This is a genomic window from Streptomyces sp. NPDC002619 (assembly GCF_042889305.1).
In the GTDB taxonomy this organism is placed as follows: domain Bacteria; phylum Actinomycetota; class Actinomycetes; order Streptomycetales; family Streptomycetaceae; genus Streptomyces.
In genome coordinates, this window is record NZ_JBIAQV010000001.1 from 353,712 (window position 1) to 372,932 (window position 19,221).

Below are 19,221 nucleotides of genomic sequence, written 5' to 3' on the forward strand. Positions count from 1 at the left end.
CCGCTCACGCCACCCGGGTCGCCCCGGCGAACGGCATCTGGTCGATCGGGGCCACGCGCACCGGCGCCGACGGGTTCGGGGCGTGGATCATCTGCCCGTTGCCGATGTAGAGGCCGACGTGGCTGATGCCGGAGTAGAAGAACACCAGGTCCCCGGGGAGGAGTTCGGAGCGGGAGACGCGTCGGCCCGCATTGATCTGGGCGTATGTGGTGCGGGGGAGGGAGACGCCGGCGGTGCGGTAGGCGGCCTGGACGAGGCCCGAGCAGTCGAAGGCATTCGGCCCGGTCGCCCCCCAGACGTAGGGGCTGCCGAGCTTGGCGTAGGCGTAGGAAACGGCCGCGGCGGCACGGGAGTTGGGGGCCGCCAGGGAAGCGCCGCCGAGGGCGTCACGCGCGTCCGAGGCCGACCGTGAGGCGTGCTCGCTCGCGCCGCCGCCCGCCGCGATCAGGGCCCGCTCCTGCGGCGTCAGCCGGGCGAGCAACTGCCGTGCCTCGGACAGCTTTCCGGTGATCGTCTTCTTCTGCCGTTTCAGCTCGGCCTGCTTGGACCTGAGCGACGTCAGTTCGACATGGGCGGCGCCGCGCAGCTGCTCGATCTCCCGGAGCTGCCTGCGTACGCGCGACACGGCCTGCGACTGCCGGTTGCCCGCCCGCTCGGCGAACGCGGCCCCGTCGAGATACCGGTCGGGGTCGTCGGACAGTGCCAGTTGCAGCGCGGGATCGATGCCGCCGCTGCGGTACTGCGCCGCCGCGATGGTCCCGAGCGCGTCGCGCGCCGAGTTGAGCCTCAGCTCCCTGCGGGCGGCCTCGTCCCCCAGTGCCTTCAGCCGCCGCTCCGCCGCGTCCGCCTTCTCCTTGGCCCCGTTGTACTTCTCGGTGGCGGCCTCCGCCTCCTGGTACAGCCGGTCCACCTTGGCCTTGACCTGGCCCGGCGTCAGCTGCGGCTCGGCGTGCCCGGTCCCGTCGAAGGCCGTCGCGGTCGCCGCGCCCGCCAGGGCCATGGTCACGGCCGTCCGGGCCGTCGGACCGCCGAGCGAGCGTTGCCGGGGCTTGCGGTGCGCTGCCACCTGGACTGTCACGTCCTTCCGTAGGGCCGCCTGGTCATCCGTACGGCCGCCAGGGGAGAGCGGTCGTACGGCCGCCGGGAGCGGCTCTCGCGTCCGGCGGCGGCCCGCACAGGGGGAGCGGGCCGCCGCCGGACTTCTCGGCGGAGGTGTCCGGCGGCCGCCCCTGGCCCGGGCGGCGGTGTGGAGCCGGTCACCTGGTGGAGGACGCTAAACCTGAGTGTGTCGGCTCGGTAACGCTATGTACGGAACTGGCGGCAGGGGACCGCCGGTGACCGTATAAGAGCGTGATCCCGGTCCGGAGCCGCCGACTTCGCGCGGCGCGATGACCGAAGCGGCGGTTCTGTGACACGTGGGGGCGCCGGAGTGCTATGGGGTGCATATATGCGGGCCGTGCCGCCGGGGTCGCTCGGGGTGGGGGCGGTGACCGGAGGCACTTGTGCCCCGATTAGGCTCCGGCCCCATGGACGTACTCATCCATCTCTTCGTCGGCCTGCACATCATCGGCATCGCGTCGCTCCTCGGCGGGTTCCTCACCCAGATGAAGGCGATGGGCAAGGGCGACGCCCGCTTCGTCCCCGCGATGCTGCACGGCGCGCTGACCATGCTGGTCACCGGTGTGGTCCTGGTCGGCCTCAACCAGGCCGACGACCATCACCTCAACACCGTCAAGATCGGCGTGAAGCTGGCCCTGCTGATCGTGATCCTCGGGCTCGTTTATGTGAAGCGGGACGACGAGCGCGTGGACAAGCGCCTCTTCGGCCTGGTGGGGCTGCTCACCATCGCGAACGTCTTCATCGCCGTGCTGTGGACGTGATGTACGCCGTGTCGTGGACGTGAGGTACGCCGTGCTGTGGATGTGGCGTACGCCGGCATGACGTTCAGCGCGCGGCGCTGAACCGGGCGCGGGCCGCAGCCACCGCGCCCGCGGCGACCGCGATCCACACCGCCACCGCGATCCACACCAGCACCTTCCCGGGGCCCCTCAGCCACGGGACCCGGATGACGGCGGCGACCGACAGCGTCGCCGCCGCCGTCATCCCCATCGGGAAGACCGTCGCCCAGCGGCGTACGTCGTAGCGCGGCCGGAGTCTCGCCAGCTCGGCGATCAGCAGGACGACGTAACAGGCCAGGACGAGGAAGAACAGCGCGCCGGTCACCGAGTGCAGGACGTCCCGGTCGTCGTCGTTCCACAGGTACAGCCGCGGGCTGTCGGCGGCGATCAGCTTCACCCCGGCCAGCGTCGAGTTGGCCAGCGCGCCCCCCGCGATCCACTGGTCCCCGGCGCCCTCGGTGAGCTGCCGCGGTTCGAAGCGGGGCAGCGCGAAGCCGTACAGCACGAGCCCCAGCCAGAACAGCACCAGCGCGGTGTGCGCGAGCCAGGCCGTCGACTCGACGGCCGCCAGAGTGGCCGCCAGGACGGCGAGTCCCTGCGTGGCCACACAGCCCAGGAACACCGCGCCCGGCATGTGGCGCTGCCAGTGCGGTACGACGAGGAGCATCAGGACCGGCCAGAGTACGGCCGACAGCGCGAGCAGCGCCTCCGCCACCGTCTGCCAGCCGAGCATGGAGAAACGCGTGCCGAGCACGGTGGTCGCGGCCACGGCCGTCAGCGCGCCCGGCGTCCTCGCCTGGGCCACCCACCGCTCCCGATCGCGCACCAGTCCCACCCCGAAGGACGCGGCGAGCGCCAGCCAGGAGACACAGGCCATCGTCAGAAACAGCCGGGACAGGACCTCGTATCCGGTCAGCTGCAGCCCGACCGACACGATCCCGGTCGCCATCACGGCGGCCCCGGCCGCAGGCGGACGCTGCGCCCACCAGGGGCGAAGGGGAGAGGTCCCGGGCATGGGCCCGATGCTAGGGACCAACACACCCGATACGAGCGGGCCACGCGCGCGTGACCTTCAAAAACGCGCGCGTGCGGGACAGGGGCGAGGCGCGTGCGCGCGGTGTGGTGGGCCGTGGCGCGCGTTGCCAGGAGCCCGCGCCTGGGGCGACCCGAGCGGGCGCGGCGCCCCGTGGGAGGGGCGTGCGCCTCAGGGAGGGGCGCGTCGTGCTTGTGCCCGGCGCGGAGTGCACGAGGCGCGCCGGGCGTGTGGAACAGGCGCCGGGCGCGCACATGATGCGCTAGGCGCACGGCACGCGAGCGCACGCCCGGCGGGCGGTACGGCGACTCGCTCCCTGCGTCCGCGCCCCCGCGCTCGCCCAGGCGGCACGAGCCGCCGCGTGCGGTGCGGGAGTGCACGCCCCGCGTGTGACGTACCTCGCGCGCCCCGTTGCTCGGGCACGCGCCCCGCCTTGGTCAGGCCGGGCGTACCACGCTGTGGATGATCGAGTCGCCGGCGTAGTAGACCGACTCCTCGCGGACGTAGGCGCCGGGCTTCGGGGCGTGGATCATCATGCCGTCGCCGATGTAGAGGCCGACGTGGCTGATGTCGTCGTAGAAGAAGATCAGGTCACCGGGCTGGGCGTCGGCGAGGGAGACGGTGGTGCCCGCGTTGACCTGGTCCCAGGTGGTGCGCGGGAGGTCGACGCCGGCGGCCTTCCAAGCGGCCTGGGTGAGGCCGGAGCAGTCGTAGGAGTCGGGCCCGGTGGCGCCCCAGACGTACGGCTTGCCGATCTGGGCGCGGGCGAAGGCGATCGCCTTGTCGGCCTTGGTGGCGTACGAGTCGGACGAAGATGATCCGGACGAGGGCGAGGTCGACGAACCCGACGAACTTGTCGAGCCCGAGGAGCCCGTCGAGCCCGAGGAGCTGCTCTCCTTCTGCGCCGCCGCTTCCTCCGCCGCCTTCTGCGCCGCCTGCTGCTTGGCGAGCTCGGCGGCCTTCCGCGCCGCCTCCTCCTGCTTCTGCTTCTCGATGGCGGCGAGCCGCGCCTTCTCCTCCGCCGTCAGCTTGGACAGCAGCTCACGCGCGCTGGAGAGCTTCGTCTGGACGGTCGCCTTCGCGGTCTTCAGCTCGCTCTGCGACTCGTTCAGCGTCTCGAGGCTCTTGGTGGCCTCCTGCCGCTTCTTCATCGTCGCGGACTGCTCCGTGACGTAGTCGTCGACCGCGTCCTTCTGGCGCGTGGTCATCCGGCTCATCAGCTGGGTCTGGTCGAAGTAGTCCTGCGGACTGTCGGCCAGGAGGAAGGTGGCGGTGTCGGGGGCGGCGGCACCGGTGCGGTACTGGGCCGCGGCGAACGTGCCCAGCTCCTCGCGGGCTTTGTTGAGCTTGTCCGTGCGCCGGGCGACGTCGTCCAGAAGCGCGTCGACCTGCTTGCGCTGCGTGCCGGACTTCTCCTTGGCCGAGTTGTACTTCTCGGTCGCCGACTCCGCCTGGCGGTAGAGGTCGTCGACCTTCTTCTGCACCTCCTCGACGCTCGGCTTGCCGTCGGTGGAGGGGGCGGCGTTGGCGGTCTGGGTGAGCAGGGCCACAGAGGTGAGGGCGGCGGTGGCGAGGACGGGGGTGCCTATGCCGGCTATGCGCGTGCTCGCGGCGCGCGGCTTGCGGTGCGACGCCAAAGGAGGCGACTCCTTCCATGTTCCGCCTACCGAGTTAGCTGTCGGGTTCGGGCGGGTGGTTCGGAAGGCTTGCCCTACGGCCCGTTCTCCGGAAGGGAGTTGGGCCGATCCACCCCAAGGTCGGTGGGTCCCCGGCTCCGGCGGCCTCGGGGCGGCACACCGGACTCGGCGGAGGCCGCGCGGCCCGGCGACGTTCGCCGGTGGGGGTCGTACGGCCCGCCCGGAACGGTAGCCAACTGGTGTGGCGCCTGTGAAGGTTGATGGGCGATATGCCCGATACATTTTCGTGACCTTTGGTCAAGGTGCGACAAGGCGTGGTTGATAGATGACGACGAGCAGTGACTTGTCCGGTTTGTTCGCCGTGTCGATCGTCGGTGCCCGCGTGCCACCCGACCGGAATTCGGCTCGTCGCGCACCGTGATCAAGCGATCGTTGCTGGTGACGGCGGTGCCGGGCTGTCGGGGAACGAGGGATGTTCTCGGGGCGGCGGCGGGTTGTCGGTGGGGCGCCCTAGACTCGGAGAGCGATGAGCAGCCTCTTTGACGACAGCTTCCTGGCGAACCTCCAGGCCCCCCAGGGGCGCGAGGAGGAACCCCCGCCACCGCCCGAGGACGATCATGCTCCGGAGTCACTTCCGGACGATCTGTTCGGCGGGAAGTTCGACGTGCCGCCGGACCGGGACTCGTACTACCGCGACGGCGCCCCGCGCCCGGCCATCGACGCGGCCGCCCTCCTGGAGGGGCTGAACGAGAACCAGCGCGCGGCCGTCGTCCATGCCGGCACCCCCCTGCTCATCGTGGCCGGCGCCGGCTCCGGCAAGACCCGTGTGCTCACGCACCGCATCGCGTATCTCCTGGCCGAGCGGAGCGTGCACCCGGGCCAGATCCTCGCGATCACCTTCACCAACAAGGCCGCGGGCGAGATGAAGGAGCGCGTCGAGCAGCTCGTCGGCCCGCGCGCGAACGCGATGTGGGTGATGACCTTCCACAGCGCGTGCGTGCGCATCCTGCGGCGCGAGAGCAAGAAGCTGGGCTTCACATCGAGCTTCTCGATCTACGACGCCGCCGACTCCAAGCGGCTCATGGCACTCGTCTGCCGTGATCTCGATCTCGATCCCAAGCGCTATCCGCCCAAGTCCTTCAGCGCCAAGATCAGCAACCTCAAGAACGAGCTGATCGACGAGGAGGACTTCGCCGCGCAGGCCGCTGGGGGCACATCCCAGACGGAGTCTGGGGGAGGCTTTGAGAAGACCCTCGCCCAGGCCTACGCCCTCTACCAGTCGCGTCTGCGCGAGGCGAACGCCCTCGACTTCGACGACCTGATCATGACGACGGTCAATCTGCTGCGCGCCTTCCCGGACGTCGCCGAGCACTACCGCCGCCGCTTCCGGCACGTCCTGGTCGACGAGTACCAGGACACCAACCACGCCCAGTACGCGCTCGTGCGCGAACTCGTCGGCACCGGCCGGCACGACGAGGACGTACCGCCCGCCGGGCACGACCTACCGCCCGCCGAGCTGTGCGTCGTGGGCGACGCCGACCAGTCGATCTACGCCTTCCGCGGCGCGACGATCCGCAACATCCTCCAGTTCGAGGAGGACTACCCGGACGCGACGACGATCCTCCTGGAGCAGAACTACCGCTCCACCCAGACGATCCTGTCCGCCGCCAACGCGGTCATCGAGCGCAACGAGTCCCGCCGCCCCAAGAACCTGTGGACCAACGCGGGCGCGGGCGCGCAGATCACCGGCTATGTGGCCGACACGGAGCACGACGAGGCGCAGTTCGTCGCCGACGAGATCGACCGGCTCACGGACGCGGGCGAGGCGAAGTCCGGCGACGTCGCCGTGTTCTACCGCACCAACGCCCAGTCCCGTGTCTTCGAAGAGGTCTTCATCCGCGTCGGCCTGCCCTACAAGGTCGTCGGCGGTGTCCGCTTCTACGAGCGCAAGGAGGTCCGGGACGTCCTGGCCTACCTGCGCGTGCTCGCGAACCCTGAGGACTCGGTCCCGCTGCGCCGCATCCTCAACGTGCCCAAACGCGGCATCGGTGAACGCGCGGAGGCGATGATCGACGCCCTCGCCCAGCGCGAGAAGATCAGCTTCCCGCAGGCGCTGCGCCGCGTCGACGAGGCGTACGGCATGGCCGCGCGGTCCACGAACGCCGTCAAGCGGTTCAACACGCTGATGGAGGACCTCCGTACGATCGTCGAGTCGGGCGCGGGACCGGCCACCGTCCTGGAAGCCATACTCGAACGCACCGGCTATCTGGCCGAGTTGCAGTCCTCGACCGACCCCCAGGACGAGACCCGGATCGAGAACCTCCAGGAACTCGCCGCCGTCGCCCTGGAGTTCGAGCAGGAACGAGCGGAGGGCGAGCAGGGCACCCTGGCCGACTTCCTGGAGCAGGTCGCGCTGGTAGCCGACTCCGACCAGATCCCGGACGAGGACGAGGAGGGCTCCGGCGTCATCACGCTGATGACCCTCCACACGGCCAAGGGCCTGGAGTTTCCGGTGGTCTTCCTGACCGGCATGGAGGACGGCGTCTTCCCTCACATGCGCGCCCTCGGCCAGACCAAGGAACTGGAGGAGGAGCGGCGCCTCGCGTACGTCGGCATCACCCGTGCGCGGGAGCGGCTCTACCTCACGCGCTCGACCCTGCGCAGCGCCTGGGGCCAGCCGTCGTACAACCCGCCCTCCCGCTTCCTGGAGGAGATCCCGGCCGCCCACATGGAGTGGAAGCGGACAGGGGCCACAGCGCCCGTGTCCTCGGGCCCGGCGTCCGGCATCGCGGCCTCGCTGTCCTCGACCCGCTCGCGCTCCTCGGCGTCGGGCGCGTCCGGGTTCGCCACGAACCGGGCTTCGCAGAAGCCGGTGGTGTCCCTGGCCGTCGGGGACCGGGTGACGCACGACCAGTTCGGGCTGGGCACGGTCCTCGCGGTGACGGGCGAGGGCGACAAGGCCCAGGCGACGATCGACTTCGGGGACGCCAAGCCGAAGCGGCTTGTGCTGCGGTACGCGCCGGTGGAGAAGCTGTAGCGCGAAAAGCCGCGGCCCCAGTGGGCCGCGGCTCTGACGAAACCGTTGCTCAGGTGGGGTCGAGGCCGTGGCTGCGCAGCCACGGGAGCGGGTCGATCGCCGAACCGCCTGCGGGCCGAACCTCGAAGTGCAGGTGCGGACCGGTCGAGTTGCCGGAGTTCCCGGAGTAGGCGATCGGATCGCCGGCCTTGACGACCGTCCCGGAGACGACGCGGTAGCTGGAGAGGTGGCAGTACCAGGTCTCCGTGCCGTCCATCGCCGTCACGATCATCATGTTGCCGTAGGCGCTGTTCCACTGCGTGCGGACGGTGCCGTCGGTCGCGGACATCACCGTCGTGCCGTACGAGACGGGGAAGTCGATGCCCGTGTGCACGGACATCCAGTTCACGCCCGCCTGCCCGAAGTAGGCACTGAGGCCTCGCTGCATCACCGGAAGCGCGAACTTCGGGCGCAGCCGCTCCTTGCGGGCCGCCTCCTCCGCCGCGCGCTTCTTCTCGGCGGCCTGCTCGGCCTTGAGGTCGATGCGCTCCTGCGTACGGCTGGCCCGGTCGGCGAAGTCGTCGGCGCCGGCGGAGAGGCTCTCGAGCTGGGTGTCCAGCTTGTTGTTGGCGGCGGACGGCTTCACCGCGTGCACGTCCGAGGCGGTGGTGGAGGTGCCCTGGCTCTCGCCGCTCATGTTGCCCACGGAGGCGGCGGCGATCCCGGCCACCCCCATCACACACGCCGAGGGCACGGCGACGGTCAGCAGCGCGGAGCGCTTGGCAGGCGTACGGCGCCGGGAGCGGCCCCCGGCGCGCGAGCCGGCACGACTGACCGGGGTGACCTCTTCCTCGTCGTCCAGCAGATCCGGTACGGCGGGCATCTCGCCGGTGGAGGTCAACTCGCCATCGTCCGGGGAGGGTTCCTCGTAGCCAGTCTCTTCGTAGTCTTCGTAGCCGTCTTCGGCGTAGGCCGGGTCCGCGTAGGACGCTTGGTCCTCGTACGCCGACGGGGCCTCGTATGTTGCCGGGTCGCCGTACGCGGTCGCGTCCTCGTAAGGCGTCGCGTCGTCGTACGTCGGATGCTCGAAGGACTCGGCCTGCGGCTCGTACGGGTCGGCCGCGGGGACCGCGATGTGCGCGCCGTCGGAGTTCCACTGCGTGGCGTCGTACGTGCCGGTCTCGTAGGTCTGCGTGCCCCAGTCCCACTGCTGGGCGGGGTCGGCGGGCTGCTGCCCGGGCTGGAGCCAGGCGCCCGCGTCCCACTGGCCGCTGGTGTCGACCGGCGTGGCCTGCGCGGGGACGGTCCAAGCGGTGCTGTCGTAGGCGCCGCTGTCGTAGACCGCGTGCTGCTGGGCCGCGTACGGGTCGTGGTTCGGGGTCTGGTGGCCGCTGGTCGACCAGTGCGTGGTGTCGTACGCGCCGGTGGTGTGGGCCTCGCCCGGGAGGTTGCCGAAGAGTGGGTCGGTGTCGAAGGCCGTGGTGGCCTGGGCGCCGGTGTGAAAACCGTTCGCGTCGTAGCCGCCGTACGTGGTGAAGTCGCCGTACTGGGCTTCCTGTGCACCGTACGACGCGTAGTGCGCCGAGGCGGCATCGGAAGCCGGAGCCGGGGTGGTCATGAACCCCGACGGGTGACGGTCGTTCACCAACTTCTCTTTCGCCTCGACAACAGGGGCTGCCAGAGCAGTGCGGCGACTGTACCCGGCAGTACGCGGGCGCGACAATCTTCGACTGGTTTCGTGCACGCAGGAAACGGGCATTCGGCCGTGTTTCGGGGGACGATGGACGGGGGTTTGGCTTTGTGTTCGAAGATTGTTCGATGTGAGGCGGCTGTCCGACCCCGCTAAGCGGGCTGTGCCGGGCGAATCTCGCGCCGCTCGGACGGCCGACCCGCCCCGGTCGAGCTGCCCGTCTCAGGCCACCGTCAGACCGCCGATGTGCGCCTCGGCGGGCGTGTCCGGCAGCTCGGAGTCCAGGGCCTGCCGTATCCCCGCGGCGACCGCCGGATGCACGGGCAGGGCAAGATGTCCGATCCCGGACACCTGGACGTTCTGTGCCAGCAGGTCGGGATGGTCGAGGCGGGCGTTCTCCAGCGGGTCCATCAGCTCGTCGAGGTCGCTCCAGAAGCTGACGAAGCGCGTCCGGCAGCCGGGCGCGGGCCGGGCCAGCTCCTCGACCACCTCCGAGCCGGGGCGCATCTGGCGCACGATCGGGTGGGCGTCGGCCAGCGGCGCGACCCGGGTGCCGGAGTGCGGGGTGCCCAGGGTCACGAGCGTGCGGACCCGCAGGTCACCGCCCAGACGCTGGACGTAGTAGCGCGCGATCAGGCCGCCGAGGCTGTGCCCCACGACATCGATCTGCGGGCTGCCGGTGCGCGCGCAGATCTCCTCTATGTGCCGGCCGAGCAGCTCGGCAGCGGTGCGAATGTCGCAGGTCAGCGGCGAGTAGTTGAGGGACTCGACCCGCTGTCCGCCGTGCTGGGCGAGGTTGCGGCGCAGCAGGACGAAGACGGAGCGGTTGTCGATGAAGCCGTGCAGCAGGACGACCGGGGTGCCGGTCTGGAACGGCAGCTGGGCGGTGCCGTCCGGGGCGGGCAGGGCGTGAGCCGGGGAGCGGCGCTCCTGGATGATGCCGGTCGGATAGAGCAGGAGGTGCCCCGCGAGGATCGTGACCTCCAGGGCGGTCGCCTTCAGGAGGGTCAAGGAGAGTCCGGCGAGTCTGATGGGGAGCAGGAACTGACAGAGCGGACGAAGGGGCTCCAGGGCCCGGGTGACCTTCATGGCCGACCTCCTGTCGGCACACGGAAGGACAGCTCCGTCCCCCGTGTGCGCTCGTGGGAAGCCGAGCAGAGGGCCGTAGAGGATGCGCGATACGGCCCTGCGCACCCTTCCGGTCCCCGTGGACCACGCTGCGGCTCCCGAACGTGTCCCATGGTGTGATTTCCCCGTTGGTCGCCTTCGCGAAACTGCCGGTTGCGCGAAGCTGGGGACAACGTTCGTTCATTTCGCGACCGGTGGCGGGACGCACGGAATGTGCGGTACTTGTCGATACGGACACCGGCACTGATGCCGGTACAGATGTCGGTACGGATGGACGCAGTCGCTTCATGGAGGCAGTGATGGGTGTGGCAGCCGGTCCGATCCGCGTGGTGGTCGCCAAGCCGGGGCTCGACGGCCACGACCGCGGAGCCAAGGTCATCGCGCGGGCCCTGCGCGACGCCGGTATGGAGGTCATCTACACCGGGCTCCACCAGACGCCGGAGCAGATCGTCGACACGGCGATCCAGGAGGACGCCGACGCGATCGGCCTGTCCATCCTCTCCGGCGCGCACAACACGCTCTTCGCGGCCGTCATCGACCTCCTCGGGGAACGCGACGCCGCGGACATCCTGGTCTTCGGCGGCGGCATCATCCCCGAGGCGGACATCCCGCCGCTCAAGGAGAAGGGCGTCGCGGAGATCTTCACGCCCGGCGCGACGACGGCTTCGATCGTGGAGTGGGTACGGCAGAACGTGCGTCAGCCCGCCGGGGCCTAGGCCGGCGTCCCTCAGACCGATCGGCGTTCCTGTACCACCCCCTCCAACTCCTCGGCCATCGCCGCGCGCAGGCGCAACGTCGTCATGAGTCGCTGGAACGCCTCCGCCCAGTAGCCCCCGGCCCCCGGCGACGCGTCCGCCCCTTCGTCCGGTACCGCCAGCAGGCCCTCCAGGCGTGAGGCCTCCCCCGGATCCAGGCAGCGCTCGGCCAGTCCCATCACCCCGCTGAAGCTCCACGGATAACTCCCGGCGTCCCGAGCGATATTGAGGGCGTCCACCACCGCACGCCCCAGCGGCCCGGCCCACGGCACGGCGCACACCCCGAGCAGCTGGAACGCCTCGGACAGGCCATGCGTTGCGATGAACCCGGCCACCCAGCCGGCCCGCTCGTCGGCATCGAGCACACTCAGCAACTTGGCCCGATCGGCGAGCGACACCGCCCCCGGTCCGCCGGCCTCGGGTGCCGAGGGCGCTCCCAGCAGGGCCCGGGACCACTCGGCGTCCCGCTGCCGCACCGCCGCCCGGCACCACGCCGCGTGCAGTTCGCCCTGCCAGCCATCCGCCACCGGCAGCGCCACTATCTCGCCCGGCGTACGCCCGCCCAGCCGTCCCGGCCACGTCCCGAGCGGCGCCGCTTCCATCAACTGGCCCAGCCACCACGACCGTTCCCCTCTGCCCGCAGGAGGTTTGGTCAGGACACCGTCTCTCTCCATCCTCGGGTCGCACTCAAGCGGCGCTTCCACCGCGATCGCGGCCGTGTCCCCCATGTGGTCGACCGCGACACAGGCCGCTGCCCGGACCGCCATCCGCGCGGCAAGCGCCGAACCCGGCAGCGCGGACAGCAACTCCGCCGCCGTCGCCCGTACGTTGCGGCTGCGGTCGGCCAGCGCCTGCTCCAGGAACGGCTCGTCGTCCGCGGCCAGCCCCGTGCGCAGCGAGTCGAGGAACATCAGCCGGTCCTCCGCACGCTCCGTCGCCCAGGTCGCCGCGAGGAGCTCACGGGCCATGGCCGGTCTGCGTGCCCGTAGCGCCGCGAGCAGAGCGACGCGTTCGGCGAACAGGCCTTCCTGCCACAGCCGTTGCACCTCGTCGGCGTCGTCGATGTCCGGCAGCGTCGCCCCGCCGCCCGGTGCCGCGCGCAGGGCGAACCGCCAGTCCGGGTTCAACCGGGCCAGCCACAGCGCCCGGGGCCCTGCGAACGCCAGCGCCGCGGGCCGCAGGTCGGTGCGTCCCCGGGCCGCGTCCAGCAGCGCGGGCAGGGCCTGCGGGGGCGCGGCGTACCCGTGCGCGTTCGCCGTCGCCAGCCACTGGGGCAGCAGCTCCATCAGGTCCGGCGAGGTGCCCCGGCGGCCGCCGCCCGTGCCGGGACGGTCGGCCAGCAGCAGGGCGAGTCTGCGTTCCGCCGCCGGTGGAAGGGCGGGGCGTGGGTCCTCGGCGGCCGGCTCCGGGCGCCGTGCCGCGCTCGCGGGACGCAGGCCCGCCCGCCGACGCACGGTCGCCACGGCCGCGGCGTCCAGCAGTGCCACGGGTGCCTCCCGGCCCGGCGCACCGACCGCGGGGGTCCGCCGCTCGGTGCCGAGGAGCGCCGTGGTGACCAAGTCCTCCCACGCGCCTGCGGGGTTGGCGGGTACCGAGGCCTCGTCCATACGGCTCCTTTCCTTCACGTGTTCCGCCGATTCCTGTGCGCTCAGCACAGCGTCACCGCCTGTCCCGTCCCCTTTGGCCAGGCCGTGAGGGGAGTGAAGCCCCGGTGGCCGCACTCGCCGAAGACCGTGACGGGGGCGCCGCCGGACAGGGCGACGAGCCGCCACAGACCGGGGCGGGAACGGGCGGCCGGGGTGAGCGGCAGCGCCGTGTCCGTTTCCGCGTCCGCCAGCTGCCAGGAGTCACCGTCCGGGACCGGTACGACGTGGTCCAGCGTCACCGCTACCGCGTCCAGCCACGGGTCGTCCCGCAGCGCCTCGCCGTACCGGGCGGCTGCCTGGGCCGTCGTCATTCCCGGGGGGCGTATCAGGGCCGGCGCGGGCGCGGCGAACTGGTCACCCAGGGCCGCGCGCACCTGCCCGGCACCCGGATACGCGGACAGCTCCGCCTCCAGGGCAAGGCCGACCGGCAGCGCCAGCTCGGGGGCCCGGCCGGCGGCGCCGTAGGACAGGAGCAGGCAGGTGCGGGCCGACTGGGCGCCGTACAGCCAAATCCGGCGCGTCGTCAGTTTCGCGTCCGCCGTGTCGTACTGGGCGAGGACCAGCCAGCGGTCGCGCACCGGCGGGCCGTCCGCCGACGCGGGCAGGCCGAGGCGGGAGCGGACCGTCGCCGCGAGTCCGTCCGGGAGGCTCTCGCGGCGCAGCCAGCCCTGGTCGAGGAGGTGCAGCAGCGCGCACTCCTCGAGGAGACGCACCGGCCAGCCCGGCCCCGACCCCGGTATGGCCCCCAACTCCCGCACCCGAGCGGCCAGTCCGGGCGCCTGGGCGTCGACCATGCGGGCCGCCGTCTCCTCCCACAGCCCGTACCCCGCACGCTCCGCCGAGGCCAGGCCGCCGCGCAGCAGGTCCGCCAGGCGCTGCTCCAGCTCCGTCGCCCCCGCCGTGACCCGCTCGGCACGGCGCTCCGCCCTGCGCCGCGCCGCCTCGGGATCACCGGACCCGGACGCGGAACCCCCGCCGCCCGCCTCCCGTTTCTCCTGCGCACGCTTCTTCCTGCCCTCGATCCACTGCTCGGCCCAGTCCGGCGCCTGCGCCGTCGGCACCGCGCCGTCCCCGCCCGCCCACAGCAACAGCAGCCCGAGCGCGTGTTTGCACGGGAACTTGCGGCTCGGGCAACTGCACTTGTACGCGGGCCCCGCCGCGTCCGCGATGTCGACGACCGTCTGATACGGCTTGCTGCCGCTGCCCTTGCACAGCCCCCACACCGTCCCCTCGTCGGAACTCCCCGCCTCGGACCACGGACCGGCCGCTCCGAGCTTGCTTCCCGCCTTGCGTGACGCGGCGTCAGGCGCCAGTGCCAGCACCTGGTCCGCGGTCCAGCGCACCCCCTGCTGAGTCATGCCATCGAAGGTAGATCCCACCACTGACAATGGGCCCGGCCAGCGCGTTTGTGCAGGTCAGAGCGCATTGTCAGTGGCGTGGTGCACGGTGGACACCAGATCCGAACCGGCCGAGCTGGAGGGGGCCTCAGCCATGACTGTGTCCGTGGAACCGACGTTGGAGCAGACGCGTGCGAAGGAGCCGGCCGAGGCGTTGCGGCCGCACGCCGAGGACGCCTTCGCCGCCGAACTCGCCGCGCTGGCAGCGCAGGACGACCGCCCGCGCCCGGCCCGCTGGAAACTGTCGCCGTGGGCGGTGGCGACCTATCTCCTCGGTGGCACCCTGCCGGACGGCACGGTGATCACGCCGAAGTACGTGGGCCCGCGCCGCCTCGTCGAGGTCGCGGTCACCACCCTCGCCACCGACCGCGCCCTGCTCCTGCTCGGTGTGCCCGGCACCGCCAAGACCTGGGTGTCCGAGCATCTGGCGGCGGCGGTGAGCGGCGACTCCACGCTGCTGGTGCAGGGCACGGCCGGCACACCGGAGGAGGCGATCCGGTACGGCTGGAACTACGCGCAGTTGCTCGCCCACGGGCCCAGCCGGGACGCCCTCGTGCCCAGCCCGGTCATGCGGGCCATGGCCGAGGGCATGACCGCCCGGGTGGAGGAGCTGACCCGTATCCCGGCCGACGTGCAGGACACGCTGATCACGATCCTGTCCGAGAAGACGCTGCCCATACCGGAGTTGGGCCAGGAGGTGCAGGCCGTCCGCGGCTTCAACCTGATCGCCACCGCCAACGACCGCGACCGCGGCGTCAACGACCTGTCAAGCGCCCTGCGCCGCCGGTTCAACACCGTGGTGCTGCCGCTGCCCGAGAGCGCCGACGCCGAGGTCGACATCGTCTCGCGGCGCGTCGACCAGATCGGTCGCTCCCTCGATCTGCCGGCCGTGCCCGACGGCATCGACGAGATCCGCCGCGTCGTGACCGTCTTCCGCGAGCTGCGCGACGGCGTCACGGCCGACGGGCGTACGAAGCTCAAGTCACCCAGCGGCACGCTGTCCACCGCCGAGGCGATCTCCGTCGTCACCAATGGCCTCGCCCTTGCCGCCCACTTCGGCGACGGCGTGCTGCGCGCGGGCGACATCGCCGCGGGCATCCTCGGCGCCGTCGTGCGCGACCCGGCGGCCGACCGGGTCATCTGGCAGGAGTACCTGGAGACCGTCGTGCGCGAGCGCGACGGCTGGAAGGACTTCTACCGGGCCTGCCGGGAGGTGAGCGCGTGATCGAGACCGGGCGGGCGTTCGCCGCCGGACCGCTGCTGCTCGGCGTGCGGCACCACGGGCCGGGGTCGGCGCGGGCGGTGCGGGCCGCGCTGGACGCCGCCCGGCCGGGCGTGGTGCTGATCGAGGGGCCGCCGGAGGCCGACGGCCTCGTGGAGCTCGCCGCCGACGCGGAGATGCGGCCGCCGGTCGCACTCCTCGCCCACGCCGTGGACGAGCCCGGCCGCTCGGTGTTCTGGCCGATGGCCGAGTTCTCACCCGAGTGGGTGGCGATCCGCTGGGCCCTGGAGCACGGGGTCCCGGCCCGTTTCATCGACCTGCCCGCCACGCACACGCTCGCGTGGCGGGAGGGGGAGGCACCGGACGGGGAGCCGTCCGGGGCCGGTGAGGGGCGGCCTCCGGAGGCTGAGGAGGGGAAGCTTCCGGAGGCCGCCGAGGATGGCGAAGAGGAGGGCGAGGGGGGCGTCGGCGAGGGGGACGGGGGCGCTGGCGAAGGGGACGACGGGGACGGCGTCGAGCGGGACCTCCGCGTCGATCCGATCGCCGTGCTCGCCGAGACCGCCGGATATGACGATCCCGAGCGCTGGTGGGAGGACGTCGTAGAGCACCGGGGTGCAGGGGCGGGGGACGCGTTCGCGCCGTTCGTCGCGCTCGAGGAGGCGATGGCGGCGCTGCGGGCGACGTACGGGACCGGCGGGCACGACCGGGACCTGATGCGCGAGGCGTACATGCGGCTTCAACTGCGGGCCGCGCAGCGCGAGTTCGGTGACACCGCCGCCGTGGTGTGCGGGGCGTGGCACGTGCCGGCACTGCGGCGGAAGGCCGCGGTCGCCGCCGACCGTGCGCTGCTGAAGGGGCTGCCCAAGGTCAAGGTGGACCTGACGTGGGTGCCGTGGACGCACCGCAGGCTGTCCCGGGTCAGCGGATACGGGGCGGGCATCGAGTCGCCGGGCTGGTACGGGCATCTGTTCGCGGCGCCGGACCGGCCGGTCGAGCGATGGCTGACCAAGGTGGCGGGGCTGCTGCGCGAGGAGGACCGCATCGTGTCGTCCGCGCACGTCATCGAGGCGGTACGGCTCGCCGAGACCCTCGCGGCGATGCGGGGGCGCCCACTGCCCGGCCTGAGCGAGACGACCGACGCGGTGCGCGCGGTGATGTGCGACGGCTCGGACGTGCCGCTGGCCCTGGTGTACGACCGGCTGGTCGTCGGCGACGTCCTGGGGGAGGTGCCCGAGGCGGCGCCCGCGGTGCCGTTGCAGCGGGACCTGGCCCGGTTGCAACGCCGGCTGCGGCTCAAACCGGAGGCGCTGGAGCGGGAGTTGGAGCTCGACCTGCGCAAGGACACCGACGCCGGGCGCAGCAGACTGCTGCACCGGCTGCGGCTGCTCGGCATCGGATGGGGCGAACCCGCGCAGTCGCGGGGGAGCACGGGCACCTTCCGGGAGACCTGGCGGCTGCGCTGGGAGCCGGAGCTGTCGGTGCGGGTCGCCGAGGCAGGGGTGTGGGGTACGACCGTGATCGGCGCGGCGACGGCCAGGGCCGAGTCGGACGCCGTAGCCGCGCAGTCCCTCGCCGACGTCACCGCGCTCGCCGAGCGCTGCCTGCTCGCCGAGCTGCGCGACGCGCTCCCCGTGGTGATGCGGGCCCTCGCCGACCGGGCGGCCCTCGACACCGACGTCGGCCATCTCGCCCAGGCCCTCCCGGCCCTGGTCCGCTCGCTGCGCTACGGCGACGTACGCGGTACCGACACCCACGCCCTCGCCGACGTCGCGGCGGGTCTCGCGGAACGGGTCTTCGTGGGCCTGCCCCCGTCCTGCACCTCCCTCGACGCAGACGCGGCCGAGGAGATGCGCGGCCATGTCGACGCGGTGCACGGGGCGGTGGGGTTGCTGGCGGAGGCGTCGGCGGCCGTGGCGGCAGGTGGCGCGGAGGAGGGGGTCGCGGCGGGGAGTGGCCCACGGGAGGGGACGGCGTCGGCCTCCGGCGCTGTACACACCGACCTCCGTCACACCGACCTCCGGGCCCGCTGGCGCTCGGTGCTGCGGGCCCTGTCCCTGCGCGACACCGTGCCCGGTGTCATCCGGGGGCGGGCCGTGCGGCTGCTGCTGGACGACGGGGAGTTGGCGCAGGGGGAGGCGGCGCGGCTCATGGGGCTGGTGCTGTCGGTGGGGACGCCGCCGGCGGACGCGGCCGCGTGGATCGAGGGGTTCGTCGGCGGCGGGGGCGGGATGCTGCTCGTGCACGACGAGCGGCTGCTCGGGCTGGTCGACGCATGGCTGACCGGAGTCCCGGCGGAGGCGTTCACGGACGTACTGCCGCTGCTGCGGCGGACGTTCTCGGCGTACGAGCCGGGGGTGCGCAGAACGCTCGGCGAGCTGGTGCGACGCGGGCCGGGGGAGCGGGGGAGCACAACGGGGCGGGCGGACGGCCTGCCCGGCTTCCACCCGGAACCGGACACCGAGCGGGCGGACGCCGTACTGCCGGTGCTGCGACTCCTCCTCGGCCTGGACGCGCAGAAGAAGAAGGAGAAAGAGCAGGCCGACGTCAACGATCCGATGGGGGTGGGCGCATGACGACCGAGCCGACGATGCCGACGCCGGCGGAGACCGGCGACCCGGCCCATGAACGGCTGCGGCGCTGGCGGCTGGTGCTCGGGGGCGAGGCGGCCGACGGTACCGGCTGTGCGTTGTCCGGACAGGACGCCGCGATGGACGGGGCGCTGACCGCGCTCTACGGCAAGGGGGACAAACCGCAGTCGGGGCGGGACCGTTCGGCGGGGCTCGGTGCGTCGGCGCCGTCCGTGGCGCGCTGGCTCGGGGACATACGGACCTACTTCCCCTCCTCCGTCGTCCAGGTCATGCAGCGCGACGCCATCGACCGGCTCGGGCTGTCCGCCCTGCTCCTCGAGCCGGAGATGCTGGAGGCGGTGGAGGCCGACGTGCATCTCGTCGGCACGCTGCTCTCGCTCAACAAGGCGATGCCGGAGACGACGAAGGAGACGGCACGGGCGGTGGTGCGCAAGGTCGTCGAGGACCTGGAGAAGCGGCTCGCGACCCGGACCCGGGCCACCCTCACCGGCGCGCTCGACCGCAGCGCCCGTATCACCCGGCCGCGGCACCACGACATCGACTGGAACCGCACGATCGCGGCCAACCTCAAGCACTACCTGCCCGAGTACCGCACGATCGTGCCCGAGCGGCTCATCGGCTACGGCCGCGCGGCCCAGTCGGTGAAGAAGGAGGTCGTCCTCTGCATCGACCAGTCGGGCTCGATGGCGGCGTCCGTCGTCTACGCGTCCGTGTTCGGGGCGGTGCTCGCGTCGATGCGGTCCATCGACACCCGGCTCGTCGTCTTCGACACGGCCGTCGTCGACCTCACCGACCAGCTCGACGACCCCGTCGACGTCCTCTTCGGCACTCAGCTCGGCGGCGGCACGGACATCAACCGGGCGCTCGCGTACTGCCAGTCGCAGATCACCCGGCCCGCGGAGACCGTGGTCGTGTTGATCAGCGATCTGTACGAGGGAGGCATACGGAACGAGATGCTGAAGCGGGTCGCGGCGATGAAGGCGTCGGGGGTGCAGTTCGTGGCGCTGCTCGCGCTGTCGGACGAGGGTGCGCCGGCGTACGACCGGGAACACGCCGCCGCGCTGGCCGCGTTGGGGGCACCGGCGTTCGCGTGCACGCCCGACCTGTTTCCCGAGGTGATGGCGGCGGCGATCGAGAAGCGGCCGCTTCCGATACCGGACACCGCGTGACGTAAGGTCAGAAAGGGAACAACGGTACCCATCGGTAACAGG

General features: G+C 72.1%; 13 protein-coding genes and 1 riboswitch. Of the genes, 6 read left to right on the plus strand and 7 right to left on the minus strand.

What is annotated here, in order from left to right:
• Positions 1–4: 4 nt before the first annotated feature.
• The gene (locus ACFYXB_RS01850) at positions 5–1,066 is read right to left on the minus strand and encodes an NlpC/P60 family protein (protein ID WP_351346406.1); all 1,062 of its coding nucleotides are present in this window, start codon (positions 1,064–1,066) and stop codon (positions 5–7) included.
• A 460-nt stretch (positions 1,067–1,526) separates the two neighbouring features.
• On the opposite strand from ACFYXB_RS01850, the gene ACFYXB_RS01855 reads away from it, so the two are divergent.
• Entirely contained in the window at positions 1,527–1,880 is a 354-nt protein-coding gene (locus tag ACFYXB_RS01855; RefSeq protein WP_389576770.1) for a hypothetical protein, read from the plus strand.
• A 64-nt stretch (positions 1,881–1,944) separates the two neighbouring features.
• Here ACFYXB_RS01855 and ACFYXB_RS01860 read toward each other — a convergent pair whose 3' ends face one another.
• Together ACFYXB_RS01860 and ACFYXB_RS01865 are read right to left on the minus strand one after the other, a co-directional pair.
• Positions 1,945–2,913: a tellurite resistance/C4-dicarboxylate transporter family protein gene (locus tag ACFYXB_RS01860; protein ID WP_389576772.1), complete on the minus strand. Its 969-nt coding sequence runs from the start codon at positions 2,911–2,913 to the stop codon at positions 1,945–1,947.
• Between the two features lie 455 nt (positions 2,914–3,368).
• Complete coding sequence (locus tag ACFYXB_RS01865) at positions 3,369–4,568, minus strand: NlpC/P60 family protein (protein WP_389576774.1); 1,200 nt, start codon at positions 4,566–4,568, stop codon at positions 3,369–3,371.
• An 8-nt stretch (positions 4,569–4,576) separates the two neighbouring features.
• A riboswitch (cyclic di-AMP (ydaO/yuaA leader) is annotated at positions 4,577–4,749 on the minus strand.
• 345 nt (positions 4,750–5,094) lie between these two features.
• Between ACFYXB_RS01865 and pcrA the strand changes: the two genes are divergently transcribed.
• A complete protein-coding gene (gene pcrA, locus ACFYXB_RS01870; RefSeq protein ID WP_389576776.1) occupies positions 5,095–7,605 on the plus strand; it encodes a DNA helicase PcrA in 2,511 nt (836 codons plus the stop codon).
• A gap of 49 nt (positions 7,606–7,654) precedes the next feature.
• On the opposite strand, the gene ACFYXB_RS01875 is transcribed toward pcrA, so the two are convergent.
• Together ACFYXB_RS01875 and ACFYXB_RS01880 are read right to left on the minus strand one after the other, a co-directional pair.
• Positions 7,655–9,229: a peptidoglycan DD-metalloendopeptidase family protein gene (locus ACFYXB_RS01875; protein ID WP_389576778.1), complete on the minus strand. Its 1,575-nt coding sequence runs from the start codon at positions 9,227–9,229 to the stop codon at positions 7,655–7,657.
• A gap of 267 nt (positions 9,230–9,496) precedes the next feature.
• Complete coding sequence (locus ACFYXB_RS01880; protein ID WP_389576780.1) at positions 9,497–10,363, minus strand: esterase/lipase family protein; 867 nt, start codon at positions 10,361–10,363, stop codon at positions 9,497–9,499.
• Between the two features lie 338 nt (positions 10,364–10,701).
• On the opposite strand from ACFYXB_RS01880, the gene ACFYXB_RS01885 reads away from it, so the two are divergent.
• Positions 10,702–11,118 carry a cobalamin B12-binding domain-containing protein gene (locus ACFYXB_RS01885; RefSeq protein WP_351346224.1) on the plus strand — a complete coding sequence of 139 codons (417 nt, stop codon included), beginning with the start codon at positions 10,702–10,704 and terminating at the stop codon, positions 11,116–11,118.
• Between the two features lie 11 nt (positions 11,119–11,129).
• On the opposite strand, the gene ACFYXB_RS01890 is transcribed toward ACFYXB_RS01885, so the two are convergent.
• Together ACFYXB_RS01890 and ACFYXB_RS01895 are read right to left on the minus strand one after the other, a co-directional pair.
• Entirely contained in the window at positions 11,130–12,764 is a 1,635-nt protein-coding gene (locus ACFYXB_RS01890) for a DUF5691 domain-containing protein (protein ID WP_389576782.1), read from the minus strand.
• 41 nt (positions 12,765–12,805) lie between these two features.
• On the minus strand, positions 12,806–14,161 hold the full coding sequence (locus tag ACFYXB_RS01895; protein ID WP_389576784.1) for an SWIM zinc finger family protein: 1,356 nt from the start codon (positions 14,159–14,161) through the stop codon (positions 12,806–12,808).
• Between the two features lie 133 nt (positions 14,162–14,294).
• Between ACFYXB_RS01895 and ACFYXB_RS01900 the strand changes: the two genes are divergently transcribed.
• From ACFYXB_RS01900 to ACFYXB_RS01910, 3 genes are read left to right on the plus strand one after another with little or no spacing between them, the layout of a single operon-like run.
• Complete coding sequence (locus ACFYXB_RS01900; RefSeq protein WP_351346230.1) at positions 14,295–15,425, plus strand: AAA family ATPase; 1,131 nt, start codon at positions 14,295–14,297, stop codon at positions 15,423–15,425.
• Positions 15,422–17,995 carry a DUF5682 family protein gene (locus tag ACFYXB_RS01905; RefSeq protein ID WP_389576786.1) on the plus strand — a complete coding sequence of 858 codons (2,574 nt, stop codon included), beginning with the start codon at positions 15,422–15,424 and terminating at the stop codon, positions 17,993–17,995. The genes ACFYXB_RS01900 and ACFYXB_RS01905 overlap by 4 nt, the downstream gene beginning before the upstream one ends.
• Positions 17,992–19,179: a VWA domain-containing protein gene (locus tag ACFYXB_RS01910; RefSeq protein ID WP_351346234.1), complete on the plus strand. Its 1,188-nt coding sequence runs from the start codon at positions 17,992–17,994 to the stop codon at positions 19,177–19,179. Before ACFYXB_RS01905 ends, ACFYXB_RS01910 begins: the two co-directional genes overlap by 4 nt.
• The last annotated feature ends 42 nt before the right edge of the window (positions 19,180–19,221 follow it).